The 21045-nt window shown below is 29.1% G+C and carries 21 protein-coding genes; 14 read left to right on the top strand and 7 right to left on the bottom strand.

The window, feature by feature from the left end; all coding sequences use genetic code 11:
- Positions 1-43: 43 nt before the first annotated feature.
- The 4 genes from CALAG_RS01510 to CALAG_RS01495 form a co-directional block, all read right to left on the bottom strand.
- On the bottom strand, positions 44-706 hold the full coding sequence (locus tag CALAG_RS01510) for a TIGR00266 family protein (protein ID WP_015231987.1): 663 nt from the start codon (positions 704-706) through the stop codon (positions 44-46).
- A gap of 58 nt (positions 707-764) precedes the next feature.
- A complete protein-coding gene (locus CALAG_RS01505; protein ID WP_048816667.1) occupies positions 765-1034 on the bottom strand; it encodes a MoaD/ThiS family protein in 270 nt (89 codons plus the stop codon).
- 259 nt (positions 1035-1293) lie between these two features.
- On the bottom strand, positions 1294-2007 hold the full coding sequence (locus CALAG_RS01500) for a dihydrolipoamide acetyltransferase family protein (RefSeq protein ID WP_015231985.1): 714 nt from the start codon (positions 2005-2007) through the stop codon (positions 1294-1296).
- Positions 2008-2013: 6 nt separating this feature from the next.
- Positions 2014-2430: an OsmC family protein gene (locus CALAG_RS01495; RefSeq protein WP_048816666.1), complete on the bottom strand. Its 417-nt coding sequence runs from the start codon at positions 2428-2430 to the stop codon at positions 2014-2016.
- A gap of 125 nt (positions 2431-2555) precedes the next feature.
- Between CALAG_RS01495 and CALAG_RS01490 the strand changes: the two genes are divergently transcribed.
- The 8 genes from CALAG_RS01490 (at position 2556) to CALAG_RS01455 (ending at position 11489) form a co-directional block, all read left to right on the top strand.
- Positions 2556-4580 carry an alpha-ketoacid dehydrogenase subunit alpha/beta gene (locus CALAG_RS01490; protein ID WP_015231983.1) on the top strand — a complete coding sequence of 675 codons (2025 nt, stop codon included), beginning with the start codon at positions 2556-2558 and terminating at the stop codon, positions 4578-4580.
- Between the two features lie 40 nt (positions 4581-4620).
- Complete coding sequence (locus CALAG_RS01485) at positions 4621-4854, top strand: lipoyl domain-containing protein (protein ID WP_015231982.1); 234 nt, start codon at positions 4621-4623, stop codon at positions 4852-4854.
- 5 nt (positions 4855-4859) lie between these two features.
- Complete coding sequence (locus CALAG_RS01480) at positions 4860-5840, top strand: NAD(+)/NADH kinase (RefSeq protein ID WP_048816665.1); 981 nt, start codon at positions 4860-4862, stop codon at positions 5838-5840.
- Between the two features lie 44 nt (positions 5841-5884).
- Positions 5885-6901 (top strand): 2-hydroxyacid dehydrogenase, encoded by a 1017-nt coding sequence (locus tag CALAG_RS01475; protein ID WP_048816664.1) that lies wholly within the window; start codon positions 5885-5887, stop codon positions 6899-6901.
- A 557-nt stretch (positions 6902-7458) separates the two neighbouring features.
- The gene (locus CALAG_RS01470; RefSeq protein ID WP_015231979.1) at positions 7459-8199 is read left to right on the top strand and encodes a nitroreductase family protein; all 741 of its coding nucleotides are present in this window, start codon (positions 7459-7461) and stop codon (positions 8197-8199) included.
- Positions 8200-8257: 58 nt separating this feature from the next.
- Entirely contained in the window at positions 8258-9634 is a 1377-nt protein-coding gene (locus tag CALAG_RS01465) for an RAD55 family ATPase (RefSeq protein ID WP_015231978.1), read from the top strand.
- A gap of 281 nt (positions 9635-9915) precedes the next feature.
- Entirely contained in the window at positions 9916-10350 is a 435-nt protein-coding gene (locus CALAG_RS01460) for a pyrimidine dimer DNA glycosylase/endonuclease V (RefSeq protein ID WP_015231977.1), read from the top strand.
- Positions 10351-10592: 242 nt separating this feature from the next.
- On the top strand, positions 10593-11489 hold the full coding sequence (locus tag CALAG_RS01455) for a dipeptidase (protein WP_015231976.1): 897 nt from the start codon (positions 10593-10595) through the stop codon (positions 11487-11489).
- 50 nt (positions 11490-11539) lie between these two features.
- Here the strand turns inward: CALAG_RS01455 and CALAG_RS08005 are convergent, their stop codons facing one another.
- The 3 genes from CALAG_RS08005 to CALAG_RS07895 all read right to left on the bottom strand — a co-directional run bounded on the left by CALAG_RS08005 (position 11540) and on the right by CALAG_RS07895 (position 12717).
- Positions 11540-11806 (bottom strand): zinc ribbon domain-containing protein, encoded by a 267-nt coding sequence (locus tag CALAG_RS08005; RefSeq protein WP_216475976.1) that lies wholly within the window; start codon positions 11804-11806, stop codon positions 11540-11542.
- A 344-nt stretch (positions 11807-12150) separates the two neighbouring features.
- Positions 12151-12306 (bottom strand): hypothetical protein, encoded by a 156-nt coding sequence (locus tag CALAG_RS08000; RefSeq protein WP_216475975.1) that lies wholly within the window; start codon positions 12304-12306, stop codon positions 12151-12153.
- A gap of 270 nt (positions 12307-12576) precedes the next feature.
- Positions 12577-12717: a helix-turn-helix domain-containing protein gene (locus CALAG_RS07895; protein ID WP_157463146.1), complete on the bottom strand. Its 141-nt coding sequence runs from the start codon at positions 12715-12717 to the stop codon at positions 12577-12579.
- Positions 12718-12980: 263 nt separating this feature from the next.
- On the opposite strand from CALAG_RS07895, the gene pheS reads away from it, so the two are divergent.
- From pheS to CALAG_RS01420, 6 genes are all read left to right on the top strand, one after another.
- Positions 12981-14417, top strand: a complete 1437-nt coding sequence (pheS, locus tag CALAG_RS01445) for a phenylalanine--tRNA ligase subunit alpha (protein ID WP_015231975.1) — start codon at positions 12981-12983, stop codon at positions 14415-14417.
- A 5-nt stretch (positions 14418-14422) separates the two neighbouring features.
- Positions 14423-16033 (top strand): phenylalanine--tRNA ligase subunit beta, encoded by a 1611-nt coding sequence (gene pheT / locus CALAG_RS01440; protein ID WP_015231974.1) that lies wholly within the window; start codon positions 14423-14425, stop codon positions 16031-16033.
- Positions 16034-16038: 5 nt separating this feature from the next.
- On the top strand, positions 16039-16902 hold the full coding sequence (locus tag CALAG_RS01435) for a GTP cyclohydrolase I FolE2 (protein WP_048816663.1): 864 nt from the start codon (positions 16039-16041) through the stop codon (positions 16900-16902).
- A 51-nt stretch (positions 16903-16953) separates the two neighbouring features.
- Complete coding sequence (locus tag CALAG_RS01430; protein ID WP_015231972.1) at positions 16954-18786, top strand: glycoside hydrolase family 15 protein; 1833 nt, start codon at positions 16954-16956, stop codon at positions 18784-18786.
- A 297-nt stretch (positions 18787-19083) separates the two neighbouring features.
- Complete coding sequence (locus tag CALAG_RS01425) at positions 19084-19692, top strand: hypothetical protein (RefSeq protein WP_048816661.1); 609 nt, start codon at positions 19084-19086, stop codon at positions 19690-19692.
- Positions 19693-19736: 44 nt separating this feature from the next.
- Positions 19737-21038 (top strand): hypothetical protein, encoded by a 1302-nt coding sequence (locus CALAG_RS01420; RefSeq protein WP_015231970.1) that lies wholly within the window; start codon positions 19737-19739, stop codon positions 21036-21038.
- The last annotated feature ends 7 nt before the right edge of the window (positions 21039-21045 follow it).

Genomic DNA, 21045 nt, shown 5'->3' with positions numbered 1-21045 from the left:
ATTTTAAAATTTATTCAACTCTTTTTTATTTCTTAAAAATAATTTATTGTCTTCTCGGTAAATACTTGTATATAGATAACGCAACATCCCTTCTTGATGAGCTCTTAACCCAAACTTTTCCAGTTCCGCTTAGGTTTACGAAAAATAGACCTTCATCACCGAAGAGCATAGTTTTTAGATTTCCAACTCTAGTTATTCCATAATTTAATCCTTCTTCAAATGCTAATAGATGTGCTGCTTCAACCTGTAACTCTTGATTGTTTAAATATAATTCATTTACTTGCCCAACAGCATGGAGAAATACTGATCCCTTTCCTTCTAATTTAGCTAAAAATATACCTTCTCCTCCAAATAATCCTGCTGTTAGGCTTCCAAGCTTTGATTCATATTTAACAGTATTTTCGCTTGCTAAGAATGATGTATGTTCTACAAGTATTCCTCTGTTTCCTAGATCTATTTTAACGACTTTACCTGCTAGAGGTGAAGATAATGCGATTTTACCAGGACCTATAGCTTCTAATAAGAAAAATGTTGTTCCGGTTATTTCTCTTTTTAATGCTGATAAAAATCCACCAACCATTTTAGCATTTAGTGTAACACTCTTATCTTTATATATTACGTGGCTACCGTCAACATATATTTCTTCACCGGGTTGCAAGTCTACTAAAAGATATTGAAACTCGCTACCTATAGTTTCATATTTCATTTATATTCCCATTTAAATATTATGATTTTAAAATTAAAAATACATATGAAATCAAAAATTATGATTTACCTCCTTTTACTGGGGGCAATAATGATATAAAATCTCCTTCATTTAATTTAATTTTATCTATATATTTTATATTTCTTCCATTAACTAAAATTAATGCCTGTCCCTTTTCTATGTCATTTTTTATATCAATTTTGAAATTTTCTTTTATTATATAGATTAATTTCTCCATATCTATGTAATTTGTATCTATCTCTATGGTAGCCTTATCAAATTTAGCCATCTGAGAATAAATACCCCCAAATAATATGTTTATCTTCATTTTATCCCCATAGAATAATAATCCTTGAAAATTTTTAAAGTTGTATTGATAAAGACTTCTATCCAAATTAGGATAATTTTTACTGTTCATTGCATCAATCAATTTACATGCTATTAAAATAATTATTTCTAAATTAAATTTATAAATTTAAATATAAATTATAAATTTTCAATATTTAATAGATACCTTAACTTTTTCAAAAAGAACTTGTTTGTCTTTTATTCCTAATCATTTGACTAATAAGCTAAAAATGTCACGATTAGACAATAGCTTGAATTTTTTTATCATCATCTAATATTTCAGATAGTTCTTTCAAAAATATCGCAGCACTTGCTCCATCTAGAACTCTATGATCAAAGGTTAGGCTCAGCCATGTTAAATAAGAAGGTATAACATTATTGTTTTCATCAAATTCTGGTCTTTTATATATTCTTCCTACCCCCAAAATACCAGTTTGAGGAGGATTAATTATAGGAGTAAATGAATCTATTCCAAACATGCCCAAATTTGTTAAAGTAAAGGTTCCTCCTTCTATATCTTCTAATGTAAGCTGCATGTTCTTTGCTTTATTGCTCAGTTCTCTTAATTCTTTTACTATTTGAACTAAATCCTTATTATTTGCATTTTTTATAACTGGAACCACCAATCCATAATTGGTAGCTACTGCAACGCCTAGATTTACAGTTGAAACTACCTTAATTTTGTTATCTTCAATAAAAGAATTTAGTAGTTTGTTTTCTTCATTTGTTAATAATTTTGCAACAATTTTTACCAAAATTTCTGTATATGTTGGTTTATATTCGCTGTCTTGAAGGCTTTCTCTAAATTTAACCAAACCATTTACCTTTGCTTCTCTCATAAGAGTTAATTGTGCTGAGTTTTGTAGGCTACTCATCATTCTTTCTGCTATAGTTTGCCTTATTGGATCAAATTCTATTATTTCTTTAATAGGTAGGCTGTTATTTTTTTCCATTTTTATTCACTCAACGATTAGCTTTTCTTTAATTTCTGCTCCAGAGTTTTTTACTGTAACATAAACAGGGCATGTATTCTTTGTCATTTCAAAAATTATGTTAGCATCTTCTTCTTTTAAGCCCTTGACTTTCATTAATATGTTTACAGAACGTAAACCTTTTCCCCATTCAAAATTTCCGTCTATTTCTGTTGATACTTCGGGAATAACATTTAACATGTTTTTTGCTATGGCTTTAAATGTGATTGTTTCACATGCAGCTAGGCTTGATACAAAAACTTCAAGAGGTGTTGGAAAACCTCTATCTTTATCATTTCTTTCCCCTACCTTAATGCTGAATTCAGGATTAGAAATAAAGACTATCATACCTTCAGAACTTTTACTTAAAATCTTTGCAGGAGGTAATGGAGGTAATTCACTCAAGTTTTCCACCTTTTCATTTAATAAATAAACGAGTTTATAAGTATTAAGCATATTTAATAAATAATGTATTTTTAATTATAAGCATTTATTAATATTAGATTGTATACATATAAAGAGGTGAGCAAATGGTAGAGCTAAATAGAGATGTAGCTTTGAAGATGTATAAGGATATGATTAAAATCAGATATTTTGAAGATACTATAAGAAAATATTATTATGAGGATAAACAACCATTATTTAATATTGCAGCCGGTCCAATACCAGGAGAAATGCATTTAGCAGCAGGGCAAGAGCCCGCAGCTGTTGGTTTGGCAATACATTTAAAAAATGATGATTTTGTAGCAGCTACTCATAGACCACATCACATAGCCATTGCAAAGGGTGTAGATTTGAAAAAAATGGCAGCAGAGATTTTCGGCAAGGAAACAGGTTTGGGTAAAGGCAAAGGAGGTCATATGCATTTGTTTGATAAAAATGCTAGCTTTGGCTGCAGCGGCATTGTTGGAGCAGCATTTCCTCAAGCAGTTGGTGCTGGATTAGCTTTTAAATATTTAAATAAAGATAACGTTGCAGTTGCTTATGGTGGTGATGGTGCAGCAAATCAAGGAACTTTTCATGAATCTTTGAATTTAGCAGCCCTTTGGAAGCTCCCTGTTATATTTGTAATTGAAGATAATAAATATGCAATAAGTGTTCCTAAGTCTAAATCAACAGCTATATCTAGGAATGCTGATAGAGCTGTATCATATGGAATTCCCGGAGTATTTATACCTGATAATGATGTGTTTGCAATGTTTGAAGCATCAAAAGAGGCCGTAGAGAGAGCTAGATCAGGTAAAGGGCCAACTCTAATAGAAATAGAGACTTATAGGCTTTATGGCCATTTTGAAGGAGATCCTGAAGTATATAGACCTAAAGATGAGGTAGAAAAGCTAAAACAGAAAGATCCTATAAATAGAATGAGAGAAGATTTAATGAAAAGAAAATGGCTTGATGAAGATTTAGATGGGACTATTAGAAGTGAAGCTCAAAAAGAGGTAGACGAGGCAATAAAGTTTGCTTTGGAAAGCCCATATCCTAAACCTGAAGAAGCTTTGGAAGATGTCTATGCATACACCCCAGAAATTAAGGAGCCTGAGGTTAAAGGGAACAGAAGGTTACCCATGTATTTGGCTATTTCTGAAGCAATTTCTCAAGAAATGGAAAGAGATAAAAGAGTTATTGTAATGGGTGAAGATGTTGGTGTTTATGGAGGGATATTTGGTGCAACATATGGTTTATATGATAAATTTGGTCCAGAAAGAGTTATTGATACTCCAATATCTGAGGCAGCTTTTATTGGAGGAGCTTTAGGTGCTGCAATGAGTGGACTAAGGCCAATTGTTGAATTAATGTTCGTTGATTTTCTTGGTGTAGCATTTGATCAAATGTTTAATCATATAGCTAAAGATCATTACATGAGTGGAGGAAATATTAACGTTCCATTAGTCCTTCAGACAGCTATTGGAGGAGGATATAATGATGCTGCTCAACATTCGCAAGTCTTATATGCTTTGTTTGCTCATGTTCCAGGATTTAAAGTAGTTGTTCCATCAAATTCTTTTGATGCAAAGGGGCTTATGATAAGTTCAATAAGAGATGAAAATCCTGTGGTTTATATGTTTCATAAAGGTTTAATGGGATTACCATGGATGCCTTATCCAGAAACTTCAATAGCAGAAGTACCTGAAGAAGAATATGAAGTCCCAATAGGTAAAGCTAAGATTGTTAGGAAAGGTAAAGACATAACTATTGTTTCCGCCGCTTTAACTGTTCATAGAGCATTAGAGGCTGCAAATAGCTTATCTAAAGATGGAATAGAAGCAGAAGTTATAGATCTTAGAACGATTAAACCCTTAGATAGGAAAACTATAATAGAAAGCGTTAAGGATACGAAGAATTTATTGGTTGTTGATGAAGATTACATGAGCTTTGGTCTAACTGGGGAAGTTATAGCATCAGTAGCAGAAGAATCTTTAACATATGTAAAATCATATAGAAGAATAGCGGTACCTGATGTACCTATACCATATAGTAGACCTCTTGAACAGTTTGTGCAGCCTTCAGCTAAGAAAATAATAGAGACTGTTCATAACATGTTAGGTAAATAAATTTAATATTTTAGAAATTATTTTTTATGTGGTGGTAGCGATGATAATACAAGTACCTAATTCATGGGATTTTAATAAATTTGGTTATGGTATTGTTGCAGACTGGTATAAAAAAGAAGGTGAAAGTGTAAAAGAAGGAGAAATTATATGCTTGATAATGGTATCAAAGGTTAGAGTTGAAGTTAAATCAAATCAAAGTGGAAAATTGGTAAAAATAATTGCTAATAAGGGTACCAAGGTTAAGCCTGGAGACGCTTTAGCAGAAATTGAGTGAATATAATGCCAGGACCAGTTGGAATTATAATAAATCCTAATTCAGGAACCGATGCTAGAAGGCTAACTTCTAATGCTCAATTTATGGATAGTATACAAAAACTCAGAATAATAAAAAGTGTAATTATGGGTTTAATATCAACAGGTATTAATGATATAGCTGTGATGCCGGATTATTTAGGTATAGCGTACAATTTGATAAGGGATTTGAAGATCGAAGGTGTAGATTTATCAATCATAGATATTGATCCTGAAGGAGATTTTAATGACACAAAAAATTCTATTAAGATTTTTAGAAAAGAAAATTCACCGTTGATAATACTGCTTGGTGGAGACGGGACTATTAGGGCAGCAGCTGAGGAGTCAATAGATATACCTTATCTTCCATTATCAACTGGAACGAATAATACAATTCCATATTTAGTTGAGGGCACTGTTGCAGGTTTAGCAGCAGGCTATTTTATTAATTATAACATTAAAGAAGGACTATGTAATTTAAATAAGATTGATATTTATATTAATAAAGAATTCAAATCAATAGCATTAGTCGATGTTTCTACAACTAACTATAAATATAAAGGGACAGGTATAATAGACTTATCAATGATAATAGATTCTGTAGTTATTTATGGGAAACCAACATCTATAGGTCTTGCTTCTATTGGTGGATTAATATACGATATGGGATGTAATTCTAGCAAATTTGTTTACATAAATTTCAATGGGAATAAATACAAAATTAAAGCAATTGCATCGCCTGGAGTTGTAAAAAATATAGATATAAATTATTATAAAATTGTTGATGTTGGAAATAAAATTTTAATGGAGAAATCGTTTTTTATAGAAGCTGATGGAGAAAGACTATATCCAGTAGATTATGAAGATGAGGTCATTTCCTATGTAAACCCAAACGGGCCAAAAATTTTAGATATAAATAAAATAATGGAATTTATTTCCAAGAATCAGTTATTTAAAGAAAGTCTATAGAAAAATTTATTTAATAGTAGTTTTTTATAAATTATGTGATACAAATGGAAAAAATAATGCTTTCAACAATGAGATTAAGTGATGATATGGTTTCGTTGCTTAAATCGAAAGAGATTAAACCAATACTTCCTGAAGAAAGGATTGCTAATAGAGAATGGATAGAAAAAAATATAGATAATGCTACATCCATTCTTTTAACTTTTATTAACTTTGATAAGGAATTAATAGATAAAGCAAAAAATTTAAAGGTAATAATTGCAACTAGCAGCGGCTATGATCATATAGATGTAGAATATGCAGAGAAAAAGGGGATATGTGTCGCTAATCAACCAGAAGCAATAGCTCATTCAGTTGCAGAGCATGCCATTGGAATGACAATTTCATTATTAAAAAAGATAGTTCAAGGAGATAGGTATGTATGGGATAGACAATGGAAAGAATTCCCTTATTTCTTAACTGGGAATTTGCTTAGGAATAAGGATGTTGCAGTAATTGGTATGGGAAGGATAGGGGTTTTAATATTGTCTTATTTGCGTAATTTTAAGATAGGTAAAATACTTTATTATTCTAGGAAAAGGAAGCCAGAAATTGAGATACTATTAAAGGCTGAACCTGCAAGCCTTGAAAGAATTTTTAAGCAATCAGATATAATTTATTTGACATTGCCATATAATAAAGAAACACAAAATTTAATTAACCAAGATTTGTTAATGAGCATGAAAAAAGGAAGCATTCTTATAAGTTTAGGTAGAGGAAAGGTATTAAAAACAGATGATATAGTTTCAACCCTTAATAAAAGGAATGACATAATGTTTGGACTTGACGTATTTGATTCAGAACCTTTACCGCCAGATTCACCTTTATTTAATAATAAATTCAGGGATAATTTATTATTAACCCCGCATATGTCAGGGCCTAGCAAAGAAACAAGCCATATTACTATATATATGGCATTAAAACAATTAATTCATTATTATGAAAAAGGAAGTGTTTGGAATCCTGTAAATAATGTATGCAAAGAGAGCCATGATATAGAAAACTATTGGGAATACTTATATTAGTCTTTAATAAAGGAATTAAATTTTAATAAATAATTAATCTTATATAGATTAAAAGAACAATTATACGTTATAACATAATGAAAGCAAAATCGTTTATAATGAGAAAGTCAACTTAAAAAAGAGGGTCTTTTAACTATATGGCAAAATCTTATTTTTTAATTTAAATGTATTGTAAAAATAAAAAATTTCCTAATAATATTAATCTTGTTTTGATATTAAACTAATTTCGTCTAAATATAAAAAGATAATTTTTGATGTTTGCTATTTTTATTTATGATATACAGTAAATTCTAGCATTTCACTAATAGTCGCATGATTTATTCAGCTTAAAAATAAATGATATAATTAAATTTTCTTAATCATTGTATGAATAAAAGATTTTCTATTAATATAAAAAGGATAATGACGGTTTAAGTTTGCGAATTTAGGCATATAATAGACATCAAAAATTTGTAAAATTTATGAATCATGAAACCTTTGTTATAGTTTGACAACAAGTAAAAATATAGAACATAATCCTTAAACTTTCGAAAATTTATCCTTTAATGGGGAGATATATGGAGACAGAAACAATTAAAGTAATATTAAACCATAGATCAATTAGGAAATTTAAGACTGGTGTTAGTATACCTGATGAAGATTTAAAGCTGATTATGGAATCAGCTCAAAGGGCTCCTACAGATGCATCATTGCATTTATGGTCTGCAATTAGGATAACAGATAGAGAAAAAAGAAAAGAAATAGCAGAATTAATAAGGCAAAAGCATGTAGAAGAAGCACAGGAATTCTTTATATTTTTGGCAGATTTATATAGGAATACTGCATTAATGAAACACTTAAAAATCAATAGGGCTAAAGATGATTTTGTCCCATTAATTTTTGCTGCAATAGATGCAGCTTTAGCAGCTGATAGAATGGCTATTGCTGCAGAATCTTTAGGATATGGTATTTGTTTTATTGGCGGCGTTCAAGATAATCCAAAAGAGATTATAGAAATTTTAGACCTTCCCGAAAGGACATATCCTCTATTTGGTTTGATAATAGGAATTCCTGACGAATCGCCTTCTTTAAGGAAAAGATTACCAATAAATTATCTAATCCATGAAAACAGGTATAATGATTATAGTGAAAAAGATCTGAATTTCTTATTAGATTATATGGCTGATATAGGTAAAAATGGTTTTCAAGGACTTTTAGCTAAATATATGAGTGATAAAGGGAAATTTAGCTTAAGGAATGAAGAATTTCTAAATATAATAAAGCAACTAGGATTTGACCTAGAATTAACTTCTAAATAAAATAAAACTTATATATTTAAAATTGTAGATATATTTTATAATAACATGGTGCAAACTAATGCAAGAATATCAAGGCAATTCAACAACTAGTTTAAGCAACTTCATTGGTCCAATTAAAAAAGGGAATGTAATATTAATTGTTGGTAATCCAGGAGCAGGTAAAACAATTATTGCATCAAAGCTTTCATTAGATGAAATAGTCAATAATGGAGGTTCAGTTTTATATTTAAATATGAGCGAAGTAAAAAAGGATTACTTTAAAAACTTAAAGATTTTAGGTGTTGATTTCGAAAAATTAGAAAATGAAAATAAATTTTATTATATAGAAGGAATAACATTAGTTAACAAGGATTCTGTATATGAATTGCTAAATCAAATATTATCTTATTCAGAAAAATATAATGTGAGTATGGTTGTTATAGACAGTGTTACGCCAATATTCCAGGCATTTGGGAACGAAGTTGAAGTAAGAGAATTAATACATAACTTCTTTTACAGGCTTTCAAAGTTAAGCAATAAAACATTAATATTAACAGAAGAAATTCCATATGGTGAAGAAAAGTTTGGATATGGAGTAGAAGAATTCATAGTTGATGTAATAATTCAATTAAAGGTATTAAATGTTAAAGGTAGAATTGTTAGGGTAATGGAAATTAAGAAGTTTAGGGGATCGGATATATCTATTGGTGATATACCTTTTCGGATTAAATCTGGAGAATTAATATCCTTGCTATATTTTAAAACTCATAATCAAAAATCATCTGATACAATATATAAAGTTGGTCTTGGTGACGCCACTTTTGCTTTTTATAAAGGAACACAAAATTTAATAATGGTAGATCCTAAAATTGATAGAGAAGGATTAATATTTTTAGGAATTTATGGTGCTTTGTTAGGAAATCCTTTTTTACAAAGTGGAAAAGAAAAAACAATTATAAGGGTTATATCTAGTGATATTGATAAGTTTAAGAAGAAACTAAATGAATGCTTAAATAGTATGTCATTAGGGAAGGATGTTATTGAAAACATAATGAATAACATCTATGTTTTAGGTATGGATTTGGATATATTTTCATTGAATGATTATTTTGATGTCATAAATGAGCAAGAAGAAAATATTAAACCAGCGATTATTATTGATTTAACTCTTGATTTAGCATATAATTTATTGGGAGATCAGCAACTTTTCAATATGCTTCAACTAAATTTAATAAATAAAAGATCATCCAATAGCATAACAGGACTTTATATTGTTAATGGAAAATACAAAGATATATATAGTTTTCCATTGGTTTCATTGTATGATAACATTGCGTATGTGAAACATTATAAAAATAGTGGAATTCTAGTTAAGCCAGTGAAGATGGAGTATAGACTTTTTACATTAGAAAGTTTTGTTATAAATAAAGAAATGGTAGGCAAATGTGAATTATAGTTATACATTTATTTTATAATTAAAAAATAAGAATATTATGAAAATCATATGAATATCAATGGCTTACGATCAAAGTTATAAGATAGGTTTATTATAAAAAAGATTAAGAAATCCTTAAACTCAACAATAAATTTCTGACATACCATTAAAACTACTTAATATTTTATCCCAAATAAACTTTTGAAAAGTAAATCATATAAGAAAACTTTTAAATTTTGTTTTATTTATTTTATAATTAGATGAGTTATAAATACTTAAAGACTATGATTTAGTGATATAAAATGCGTTTATGGTCTATTCATCCCAAATATTTAGATACAAAAGGTCTTCTTGCCCTTTGGAGAGAAGGTCTTCTTGCAAAAAGTGTATTAGAAGGAAAAACTAAAGGATATATAAATCATCCCCAGCTTGATAGGTTTAAAAAATCTGAAAACCCGATTGCATATATTAATGCTTATCTCTATGAAATTTATTTAGAAGCCCAAAGGAGAGGATATAATTTCAATAAAAATAAAGTAAAATCAGAAAAAATAGAAAAGAAATTATTAGTAACAAATAAACAAGTCGAATACGAATTTGATCACCTTCTAAAAAAACTTAAATCGAGAGATATAAACAAATATGAGGAAATAAAAGACATTAAAATGATTGAAGTTCATCCTATATTTCAAATTGTAGAAGGTGAAATAGAATCTTGGGAGAGAGTAAAGAAATAAAATAAAAGTTTTCATAATTATTGAGTTAAAAAAGAATAAATTAAAATGAGTAATTCTTGATAATGAATCAAATGCCGATATAGCATAAGAATAATTTAATATTAATTATTATAGGCTAATTATTTAATTGATTGAATTTTCATAATTCTTAATAACAAATATCTTAATTCTAATAAATTTGATTTAATAAGAATAGAAAACCTTTTTTATCTTTTGATATACTAATATTAAGGGATATATTTATGAGATTTGTTGATATGCATGAAGATTTTGGTTATTCTGTATCATTAGGAAAAGATTTGATTAATGGAAATTATCAATCAGATTTGACCCAATTAAAAAATTTTGATGATGTCATGATATTCTCTGTTGTCTTTCCTGCTATGGAGTCTATATTTGGATATTCGAAAATGTATTTTCAATCTCTCATAAATCAAGTTAAAATATATTATAGATTAGAAAAGGAAGGTATGGTAAAAATTATAAGAAATAAGGAAGATTTAAATAAAAAAGGTATAAAGTTTCTTATTAGCTTAGAAGGAACTGATGTGTTAAATGATCCTTATGATATACTTTTATTAAAAGAGCTTAACTTTAAATCCTTAGGTTTAACATGGAATTATGATACTAAATTCGCAGCATCTTGCATGTCTAAAAAAGATTATGGTTTAACAGGAGAAGGAGAAGAATTAGTAAAACTAGCCAATGATTTAGGCATAATAATAGATCTTGCTCACGCATCTAAGCAAACAGTTTTAGATGTTACGCAAATAACTAAGAAGCCAGTTATAGTTTCACATACTGCATATAGAAAAATGAAGGATCATCCAAGAAATGTAGATGATGAAGAAATAGAAGCAGTTATAAAAACTGGAGGAATAATTGGTGTTATGGCATGGTATAAAGTTTTACCAGAGAAGACCTTTGAGAGTTATCTTAAAGTTATTAATGAGCTAGGAGAAACCTTTGGTTGGGATCATATTGGCATAGGGACCGATTTTTTAGGTATTGAAGAGACAATCAATGGTTTTGAATCAATATCTCAAATAAATAAATTAAAAGAATATTTGGGAGAGAAGGCCGATAAGGTATTATGGGAAAATGCCTATAGGGTTATAAATGAAAACTTAAAAGATTAACATATTCTGACCTCCTCCCCGCCCTAAAGGGTGAGGATTCCACTGAGGTCTTAGGTGTTACTCTCCTTTATGGGAGCTACTCTATTATGATCAACAAAGAAAGATAAGGGCTTTTTCACTTCTTTTACCATTTTTCCTATTGCTTTTTTCATAATGTTTATTGCACCATTCAAGTCTGAATGTAGTTTATGTCCCATCTTGCATGTTATTATTCCTTGGGGCTTTCTCTCAACTTCAACATTATGAAAAGCACATACTCTAGAAGTGTTGTATTCAATGACCTTTAAAACCTTAATGCCATAATCTTGAGCTTTCAACAGTAAGGCTTTGAAAAGTTTAGAATAAGACCACATATTTGATGTGAACTTGTTACCCTTATCTTGTGCAAAGTCTTCATTAGATGAGATGTTAAATTCCTATATAAATGAATAAGTCTTCTGTATAATTTGCTTTTCTCAATTCTTGACTCTTCATAAGCATCAAACCCCCCAATGTTTCTCGCTTTATCAGCTAGGGATTGAGCCTCTGTTTTTTTGGAAATAGAAATAATCCTCCTTAGCTCTTGTAGAGAATCCAGGTACCATCATTAACTACAACACTAGCCAAAAACGTTTATACTCAAATCTATTGAAGCTACTTTGTTACCCTTTGGCTGATAAAGTTAAACCTCTTTCCTTTCCCCCTTCACTATATACTTGCTTTTCTTTCCAGTTCTTGCTTTTATAATGCCAACTTCAACTGGAATGTATGCATACCATCTTCCTCTCGTTTCGTCATAATGAATCTCCAGCCTACCTTGTTTTCCAAACCATCTCACTTTACCAGCAAACTGAATCTCTAAATTAAAGTCCTTTAACACTAGCTTGTAATTTTCTATATCTACGATGTATCAATCTTGTCTAACTACTAGGATTAATTTTCTCTTTCCTTCCTTTTTCCAATACCCTGGCAGTGAGGCTTTTATACCATCTTTCAGGAGGGAAAAATGATGACCATGCTTCGTTATTTTTCTGTATAACTGCTTGCGCGTTCGTTTTAAGTATGCTTTTATATTTTTTATAGTATTTATTCCACGTTTCTTTGAAATCTACCTTACCAAGAATTGTTGCCTCCTCTCATAATTGATCTCATTAAATAAAGAGGAAGATGCATCTGCACACCTTCTTAGTTTTCTTTCTTGTGAACCATTTGGTAGAAGACGAACTGATACAGTACGTGTAGTACCCACATCTAGTATTGTGAGAGTATTTCATCTCTCACTCCACATCTTAGTAGATTGACCAGACATGGATACCACAAATAAATTTTGAAAAGAAACTTAAAAAAACTTTACCCCTCCTTGAAAAGGCGAGGTTTGTTGTTCTTTCTATCAAAGTTTTTTAAATAAGATAATCATAATAAATTTAAAAGTAAGTAAGTAAATTATAACAGGATAAAAATAATTTAATAGGACAAATTCAAGGATATATATTGAATTAAGGTGTTTAAAAATTGGGGGAAGAAAAGATAGGGGTGAGCGAAAGCGAATATTATATTTTAAAGACTTTAAGCAATAAAAAAATAAAAGAATTTAACATTGAAGATGGGGAAAAAATACTTAACATAGATAAGAGCAAATTAGCAAGTATATTGAGATTACTTGAATCAAAAAAATTGTTAGAAATTATTGAAACTAATAAAAAAATATTAAGATTAACTGAAAAAGGCAAAAAGGCATTAGAGGAAGGATTACCAGAAGAAAAGCTAATAAAATTTTTAAAAGATAACAAATCCCTTGATATAAATTTTGTTAAAGAAAAGCTAGGAGAGGAAACAAATATAGCAATTGGGCAAGGAAAGAAACTGAAAATTATTGATTTAAATGATGGCAAGGTGACATTAAAAGTAGATTTTGATGATGCTATAAGAAAGGTTAATAGCATTGTAGATTCATTAAAAAACATGAGCTTTGATAAAAACTTGGAAAAAGAGTTCATATCTAGGGGGCTTATAAAGGAAGATTATATTAAGGAAGTTAAGGTTATAGTAAGAGAAGATGCAATAAATAAGGTTGAATTGTTAACGTCAAAGATTAGTCATGAATTATTGGCAAAAGGTTTATGGAAGGATTTAAAATTAAGAGAATATGATATAAGATCAGAACCCCCAATTGTGTATCCTGCTAGAAAACACTTTTTTGTTGAGTTCATAGAAGAATTAAAAGATATAATGAAAGAGTTAGGATTTAAAGAAGTACAAGGTCCATTAATAGAAATAGAGCTTTTCAATTTTGATATTTTATTTCAACCTCAAGATCATCCAGCAAGGGAAATCCATGATACGCTTTGGATTAAGGATCCAAGATATGCTGATTTAAATAACATGAAGGAGATTATAAATAGGGTATCAAGTGTACATGAACGTGGTTGGAAGTATAAGTTTAACCCAGAAATTTCATCTAGATATGTTTTAAGAAGCCAAACGACTTCAGTCTCTGCTAGGTTATTGATAAGTAAACCCAAGCCTCCAGTAAGGTTCTTTACAATAGGTAAAGTATATAGAAGCGATGTTATAGATGCATCTCATTTACCAGAATTTCATCAATTGGATGGAATAATGGGAGACTACGATTATAATTTTAGGGATCTATTAGGTATTTTGAAGGAGTTTGGAGATAGATTAGGAATAGAAATCAAGTTTAAGCCTGGTTATTTCCCTTTTACAGAACCAAGCGTTGAAGGATATGCTAAAATAAATGATAAATGGATTGAATTGTTTGGAGCGGGATTATTTAGGCCCGAAGTATTAGAGATGGCTAATATAGATTATAAAGTTGGTGCATGGGGAATGGGAGTAGAAAGGCTAATTATGGCGAGATTGGGTTTAAGCGATATAAGACTGTTATATGAAACAAACTATGATTTCTTAAGATCATTTAAGGCAAGGTGAAAACAATGCCAGTTTTAAAATTTAATCCAAATAGAATTTTAAAATTAACTGGATTAGACATGAATTCATTGAGGGAATTACTTTTTTCTTTAAAATGTGAAACTAACATAAATGAACAGAACCAACTCGAGGTTGAGATAAATCCTGACAGACCAGATATGTATATAGGTGAAGGTATAGCTAGAGCTGTAAAAGGGTTAAGTAATAAAGAAAAAGGATTTAAAAATTATTATATTGAAAATACTAGTTTTGAGTTAATAAACGAAGAACCAATTTCTAGGCCAATAATTTCAGCCGCAATATTATATAATGTAAAATTAGATGATGAATTTTTGATTGAACTTATTCAGTTTCAGGAAAAATTGCACGAAGGAATTGGGAGAAAAAGGAAAAAGGTCGCAATAGGGATTCACGATCTTAGCAAAATCCCTTCTAATAAGCTTATTTATAAAGATGTCCCAATAGATACTAAAATGATTCCTTTAAATTCAAACGATTATAAAACAATTGAAGAAGTATTAAAAGAAACAGAGCAAGGGATTAAATATGGAGATATTAGCCTTTTAAATAATAAGCATCCAGCAATAATTTCTGGAAATGAAATAATATCATTACCTCCAGTTATAAATTCTAACATAACTAGATTAGAAGAAAAAACTAAAGATCTTTTTATAGATGTCACTGGGACAGATTTTTACTATGTTAACAAAACAATGGATATCATTGTTTCTAATTTGGCAGAAAGAGATGATGTAAAGATAGGTAGGGTTAAAATTATAAATAAGAAAGAAACAAAAATTACTCCTTTAATGTCAAAAGAAGAAATCATAATCAATAAAAATTATGTAAACAATGTTTTAGGGGAGAAATTAAGTGAAAATGAAATAGCAGATCATTTATTAAGAATGAGATATAATGTTGAGATTAGTGAAGAAAAATTAAAGGTTATTATTCCCCCATTTAGGGCCGATATAATTAGTGAAGTCGATCTTATCGAAGATATAGCTATGTCTATAGGGTACAATAATATTATACCAAATAGACCTAAAATTATGCTTAAGGGATCGTTAATGGATGTAACAATGCTTAAGAGAAAAATAAGGGATATAATGATAGGCCTAGGTTTTACAGAAATTCAATCATTAACCTTGGTAAGCTTAAAAAATCTTGTAGATCTAAAAGAACGGAATTATATTGAAGTCTTAAACCCAGTTACAGCAGATTTCAATTCTTTAAGGCCTAATTTATTTATCTCAATAATTCAGGCTATGAAGAACAATGTTAAGTCTAGTAAACCAATTAAGATATTCGAAATAGGTAAAGTTGTTGAAAAAATAGATAATATTCCAATAGATAAGGAAAAGTTAGGCATAGCTATAATGGATGAGAGCCTATCTTATGAAAATATGCAATCTATTGTGTATGCTTTATTAAAACTATTGAATATTGAATTTAAAATAAATGAATCAACAAGCAAATACCTAATAAAAGGAAGATCTGCTGATATTATTGTAAACAACAAAATTATTGGATCTTTCGGAGAAGTGAGTCCATACATATTAGAGAAATTTAATTTAGATTATCCAATTGTTTATGCAGAGATAGAAATAGGGTGAATCTTTTGGAAATACAAGATATGAAGCCAAATTATACAATTCCAATAAAAAGGGTTGGTTTCAAAGGTTTATGGAAAAGAGCTTATATCGAATCTCCTTTAGGTGTTATGCCGATTGATTTAGAAATTAATGCTTATGTAGAAATACCTGAGGATAAAAAAGGTGCGCATTTATCTAGGAATGTAGAAGCATTGCCAGAAGATATGGAATTTCCAACAAAGGCGAAAAGTATAGAATATTATTTGGAAAAGATTCATAATTCACTATTAAGATTGCATTCATATGCAAAAACGGCAAGGGTAGAGGCTAAAACAAGATATGGGGTAGAAATTAAATTCAATGATTTATCAGAAATGGAGCCAGTAGATGTCTTAATAAGTGTAGATGGAGATTTAAATCATAAAAGATGGTCTATAACAGTAGGTTTATATGGAATGACTGCATGTCCAAGCGCACAATCAACAATTTCATCTATAATTAATTCTAACACAATATCTCCAAGCCATAGTCAAAAAGTATTACTTTATGGTACGATAGAAACTGAAGAAAATTATATAATAAGAATTGAAGATATTGCAAGATGTTTATCAAATGCCTTTTCTGCACCATCTTTTACATTGCTTAAGAGGATGCAAGAAGCGAATTTGGTTATAAGTGCTCATAAGAATCCAAAGTTTGTGGAAGATGTTGTTAGAGATGCTATTGGAGGTTTAAGATGTTTAACTGAATCATTACCAGAAAATACTGTAATAAAAGCGGAAGCAATTAGCTTAGAAAGCATACATCCCCATAATGTTTATGCATATTCTGAAGGAATTAAATCAAGTTTACCAGCTTTAAATTGTAAAAAATTGTGTAATAATTTATAAACTATAAATTTTTAAGTTTATTTTAAATTAATAATAGTTGAGAATGAGAACATGAGATTAGGTTTTTTAAGTAATGGAAAAATTGCTGCTCTTTATGATTCAAATTTTTATATAAAATCCATTTATTATCCATATCTTGGACAGCAATATAACCAATCTCTAAATGGATTGTTTAGAGTGGGAATTTGGATAGATGGAAATTTTGAATGGCTTGAATCTTGGGACAAAACAATAAGTATGGAAGGGTTAAGCGTAAGCGTTAAGGCAATAAAGGATGGAACAAACGTTGAAATAAGAGACGTTATATCCATGTCTCACCCAGCCATTATTAGAAAGGTTAAAATAAATGGAGATGGTTTATACAGGGTTATATTTTACAATGATTTTAGATTAAATGGAAATGATGTAGGTGATACAGCTCTTTATGATCCCTCAAGCGACTCGATTATACACTATAAACAAAATACTTGGTTTCTTGTTTCATCTTCACAACAATTATATGAATATACAACTGGGAGAAGAGATCAAGGCACAGTAATAAATGATTGTAATGATGGTATTTTATCAAAAAATCCAATTTCTCAAGGATCTGTAGATTCTGCGATATCAATTGCATCGAAGGACTTTTATGTATATATTATTGCGGGAAATAATTATAAGGATGTATTAAATAAACTGACAATAATTAAAAATGAAGCAAATAAGCATATGGAAAGAGATATAAGATATTGGAAAGATTTATCAGATGTTTTTGATAATAAGCTAGTAAAACAAAGCATAGCTATAATTATAGGTCATATAGGAAAAAGCGGAGAAATTCCTGCCTCATTGGACACAAGCATACTGAAATTTAACTTAGATACATATGCATACATATGGCCTAGAGACGCCTCTTTAACGGCAATATCTTTAGATATAGCAGGTTATTATTCTTTTACAAATAAATATTATGACTTGTTATTTAATAAATTATTTACAGATGAAGGTTACTTATATCAAAAATATAATGCTGATGGAACTTATGGGAGCACATGGCATCCATGGACTTCTAAAACTAAAAATTCTCTTAATATACAGGAAGATGAAACTTCAACATCTTTATATGCATATTATATCCATTTCATACAAAACAAGGATTTTGATTCTTTAAGAGATTATTATGAAACGATAGAAAATGGTGCGAACTTTTTATCAGAATTCATAGATGAAAAATTGAAGTTACCATTAATGTCTTATGATTTATGGGAAGAAAGATTAGGTGTTCATACCTATACCGTTTCATCGGTAATAGCCGGATTAAGATCTGCATCATTGCTTGCGAAGTATTTAGGCGATTGGAATAATGAAGAGAAATGGGGAAGAGTTTATAAGGATATGATTAAATCATTAAAAGAACATATGTTTGATAAAGAAAGGAAAGTATACTATAAGAGCATAATTATAGATAATGGCAAAATAATAGATTATGATAAAACAGTTGATTCAAGCATAATGGGTATAACAATTTTTGACGTATTAGATCCGAATGATGAAACAGTTATCTCAAGTATTGATAAGATAAAAGAAACCTTATGGGTAAACACAACAGGTGGTCTTGCTAGATACGAAAATGACTATTACCAAAGGTTGCAAGGAAACTATGAAAATATACCAGGAAACCCTTGGATTATTACTACAATGTGGTTAGCTCAATACTATGTTAAAATAAAGAAACTAGATGAGGCAAGAAAGTTAATTAAATGGGTAGAAGGCGTTTCAACGCCAACAGGATTATTGCCAGAACAGATTAGTCCTTTTGATGGTTCCCCAGTTTCAGTAACACCTTTGTTATGGAGTCATGCTGAGTTCCTAAAGACATATTTGTATTTAATAAATACTCAATAAGATGAGGAATTCTATGTTTACTTTATTTAAATTAAAAATTATCTACATTGTTAACCGGGGGGTTAACAATTAAAAATAGCATCTTTATTAGACCATATTATGATATTTTATTAAATTTTATTTTAAAATATTAGTTAGTTTTATCTCTATTATGTTAAATTCATTATCCTTAATTTTTATATCACATTTTAATTTATAAGAAATGATAAAGATATTGATTATATTAATTTTTATTAAAACTTAATTATCAATTTAACTTATAAACTTTTGCCTGCAATAATATTTTGGTGAAAATATTTGGAAATGAAATTGTCTGTAATTATTGCAATAGTCGTAGTAGCGGTAGCTATTTCTATAGGGGCTTACTATTATGGAATATATAAGCATGGTACCCCAACAACAAGTTTATCTTTATATCCAGGCTATGTAGATCCAAATGAAATAGGGAATATATTTGGAGGAAGCTGGAATGTGATAGGAAATGAATCAGGTTATATTTTAATAAATCATAATAATGACACTATTACAATTTCGTATGTTAATGGTACCATTACATCAAATCCTGCATCTAGTTATCCTAATATTTACAGCAATGCCTTTTATAATTATACACTCCTAGAGAGCTATACCCTTTATTCAGAAAAAAGCAATTCTAGCAATGTAATAGCAATTGAAGTTCTAGAAACAAATAATAATGGTATTCCATTTTTAAAACAAGATATTCAGGCTGTTGCAAGTCTATATTCTAATAATTTGACATATACAATGGGAAATATTAGCTATGTTCAAGTAGGTAATTCAATTCTTGCTATTTATAAAAATTATCTAATATTGTTAGGTTCAAATAATAACTATGGGAATAACATGTTAAAACTCTTGAATCAAACAATAGAAACTTTCAAATAATTTTTTAAAATCTATTGGCAATAATAATAATGGTGTAACAATTAGTGAAATGTTCACCTGAAATATTAAAATATGTAAATAATCAACAATGGAAACTAAATTGTGAATATATCGATAGTGAATGTTACGATATAAATGGATATGTTTTGGTTAATGAGAGAGGATGTAATGAAACATTATTTTCTGTTTTATTAAGTAGATCCTCTAACATCATTTTAGCTGAAGAAAACATGGAATTTTTGAATAATTTGTTAGATAATAAAATAAATCTATTCAATTTTTCATGTAAAAATAATATCGGTAAAGTTATAAATGTAAAGCCTATAACTTATGGAAATAGATCTGCTATTTATGAAATATTTAATGAATATAATGACAAGTTTTTATTAAAAATAAACAAGAGATTAGAAGATGATAATATTGAAGATATAATATTGAAGTATTTGACCGATGTGGGATATGTTAACATTCCTAAGTATTATTGTTCAATAAAGTATAATAACTATTATTATGGATTGATTACTGAATATATTGAGGGAGAACCTGCTGCAACATATTATGTAAATTCAGCTATTAGATATATTAAAAAAATTAAAAACATGGATATAATAGGTAATAACATTGCAAAGAGCTTGGCAAATTTACATAATTATTTAAAGGAATGTAAGGATGATTTTTGCAAGAGTGAAGTAGTGAATGAAAAAATAATAGAAAAATGGATTAATAGAATAGAATGGAGAGAAAAATGGATTAGATCCAATTTAGATATTTTGCATCAAGACGAAAAAAGTTTTGCGTTAGAGTCTTTGGATTCAATAGAAGAACTTCTATCTTTAATAAAACCAGACTTAAAGGCTTTAATTGGAAGACAATTAATGAGAATCCATGGTGATTTACATTTATATCAAATAATAGTCTCAAATAATAATGTTTATTTCACAGATTTTGAAGGTGAGCCATATAAATATCCGGCCAATAAACTAGAAAAGGAAATGCCTGAAAGGGATTTAGCAGCATTATTTAGAAGTATAGACTATACTGCTGTAATGGCATTACAGCTATTACATGGAACAAGTATTGGGGAATCATTAGATTTAATAAATGATGATATTTTAAATTGGGAATACATCTCATCTAAGGAAATTTTATCACAATATTTAAATAATATATCTAATCCAATAAAGGAGAACTTTACACAGATTGAGATTTCGTTACCATTTTGGTTATTAGAAAGAGCAAGTTATGAAATTGTTTATGAAATGATTGCAAGAACAGGATACCACTTAATACCAATGAGTTATATTATAAGAATGAAGGAAGGGAAGGAAAAATTATTCAAGATTTAACTAATTT

It is taken from the genome of Caldisphaera lagunensis DSM 15908 (assembly GCF_000317795.1).
Lineage (GTDB): Archaea > Thermoproteota > Thermoprotei_A > Sulfolobales > Acidilobaceae > Caldisphaera > Caldisphaera lagunensis.
This window is presented reverse-complemented; position numbering and strand designations above follow the sequence as displayed.

Coding starts and splice junctions, on each gene's coding strand:
- CALAG_RS01455 (WP_015231976.1), top strand. CDS start 10,593: ATGAGATTTGTTGATATGCATGAAGATTTTGGTTATTCTGTATCATTA.
- CALAG_RS01465 (WP_015231978.1), top strand. CDS start 8,258: ATGCAAGAATATCAAGGCAATTCAACAACTAGTTTAAGCAACTTCATT.
- CALAG_RS01485 (WP_015231982.1), top strand. CDS start 4,621: ATGATAATACAAGTACCTAATTCATGGGATTTTAATAAATTTGGTTAT.
- CALAG_RS01470 (WP_015231979.1), top strand. CDS start 7,459: ATGGAGACAGAAACAATTAAAGTAATATTAAACCATAGATCAATTAGG.
- CALAG_RS01460 (WP_015231977.1), top strand. CDS start 9,916: ATGCGTTTATGGTCTATTCATCCCAAATATTTAGATACAAAAGGTCTT.
- CALAG_RS01500 (WP_015231985.1), bottom strand. CDS start 2,007: ATGGAAAAAAATAACAGCCTACCTATTAAAGAAATAATAGAATTTGAT.
- CALAG_RS01510 (WP_015231987.1), bottom strand. CDS start 706: ATGAAATATGAAACTATAGGTAGCGAGTTTCAATATCTTTTAGTAGAC.
- CALAG_RS01430 (WP_015231972.1), top strand. CDS start 16,954: ATGAGATTAGGTTTTTTAAGTAATGGAAAAATTGCTGCTCTTTATGAT.
- CALAG_RS01480 (WP_048816665.1), top strand. CDS start 4,860: ATGCCAGGACCAGTTGGAATTATAATAAATCCTAATTCAGGAACCGAT.
- pheT (WP_015231974.1), top strand. CDS start 14,423: ATGCCAGTTTTAAAATTTAATCCAAATAGAATTTTAAAATTAACTGGA.
- CALAG_RS01490 (WP_015231983.1), top strand. CDS start 2,556: ATGGTAGAGCTAAATAGAGATGTAGCTTTGAAGATGTATAAGGATATG.
- CALAG_RS01475 (WP_048816664.1), top strand. CDS start 5,885: ATGGAAAAAATAATGCTTTCAACAATGAGATTAAGTGATGATATGGTT.
- CALAG_RS01505 (WP_048816667.1), bottom strand. CDS start 1,034: ATGAAGATAAACATATTATTTGGGGGTATTTATTCTCAGATGGCTAAA.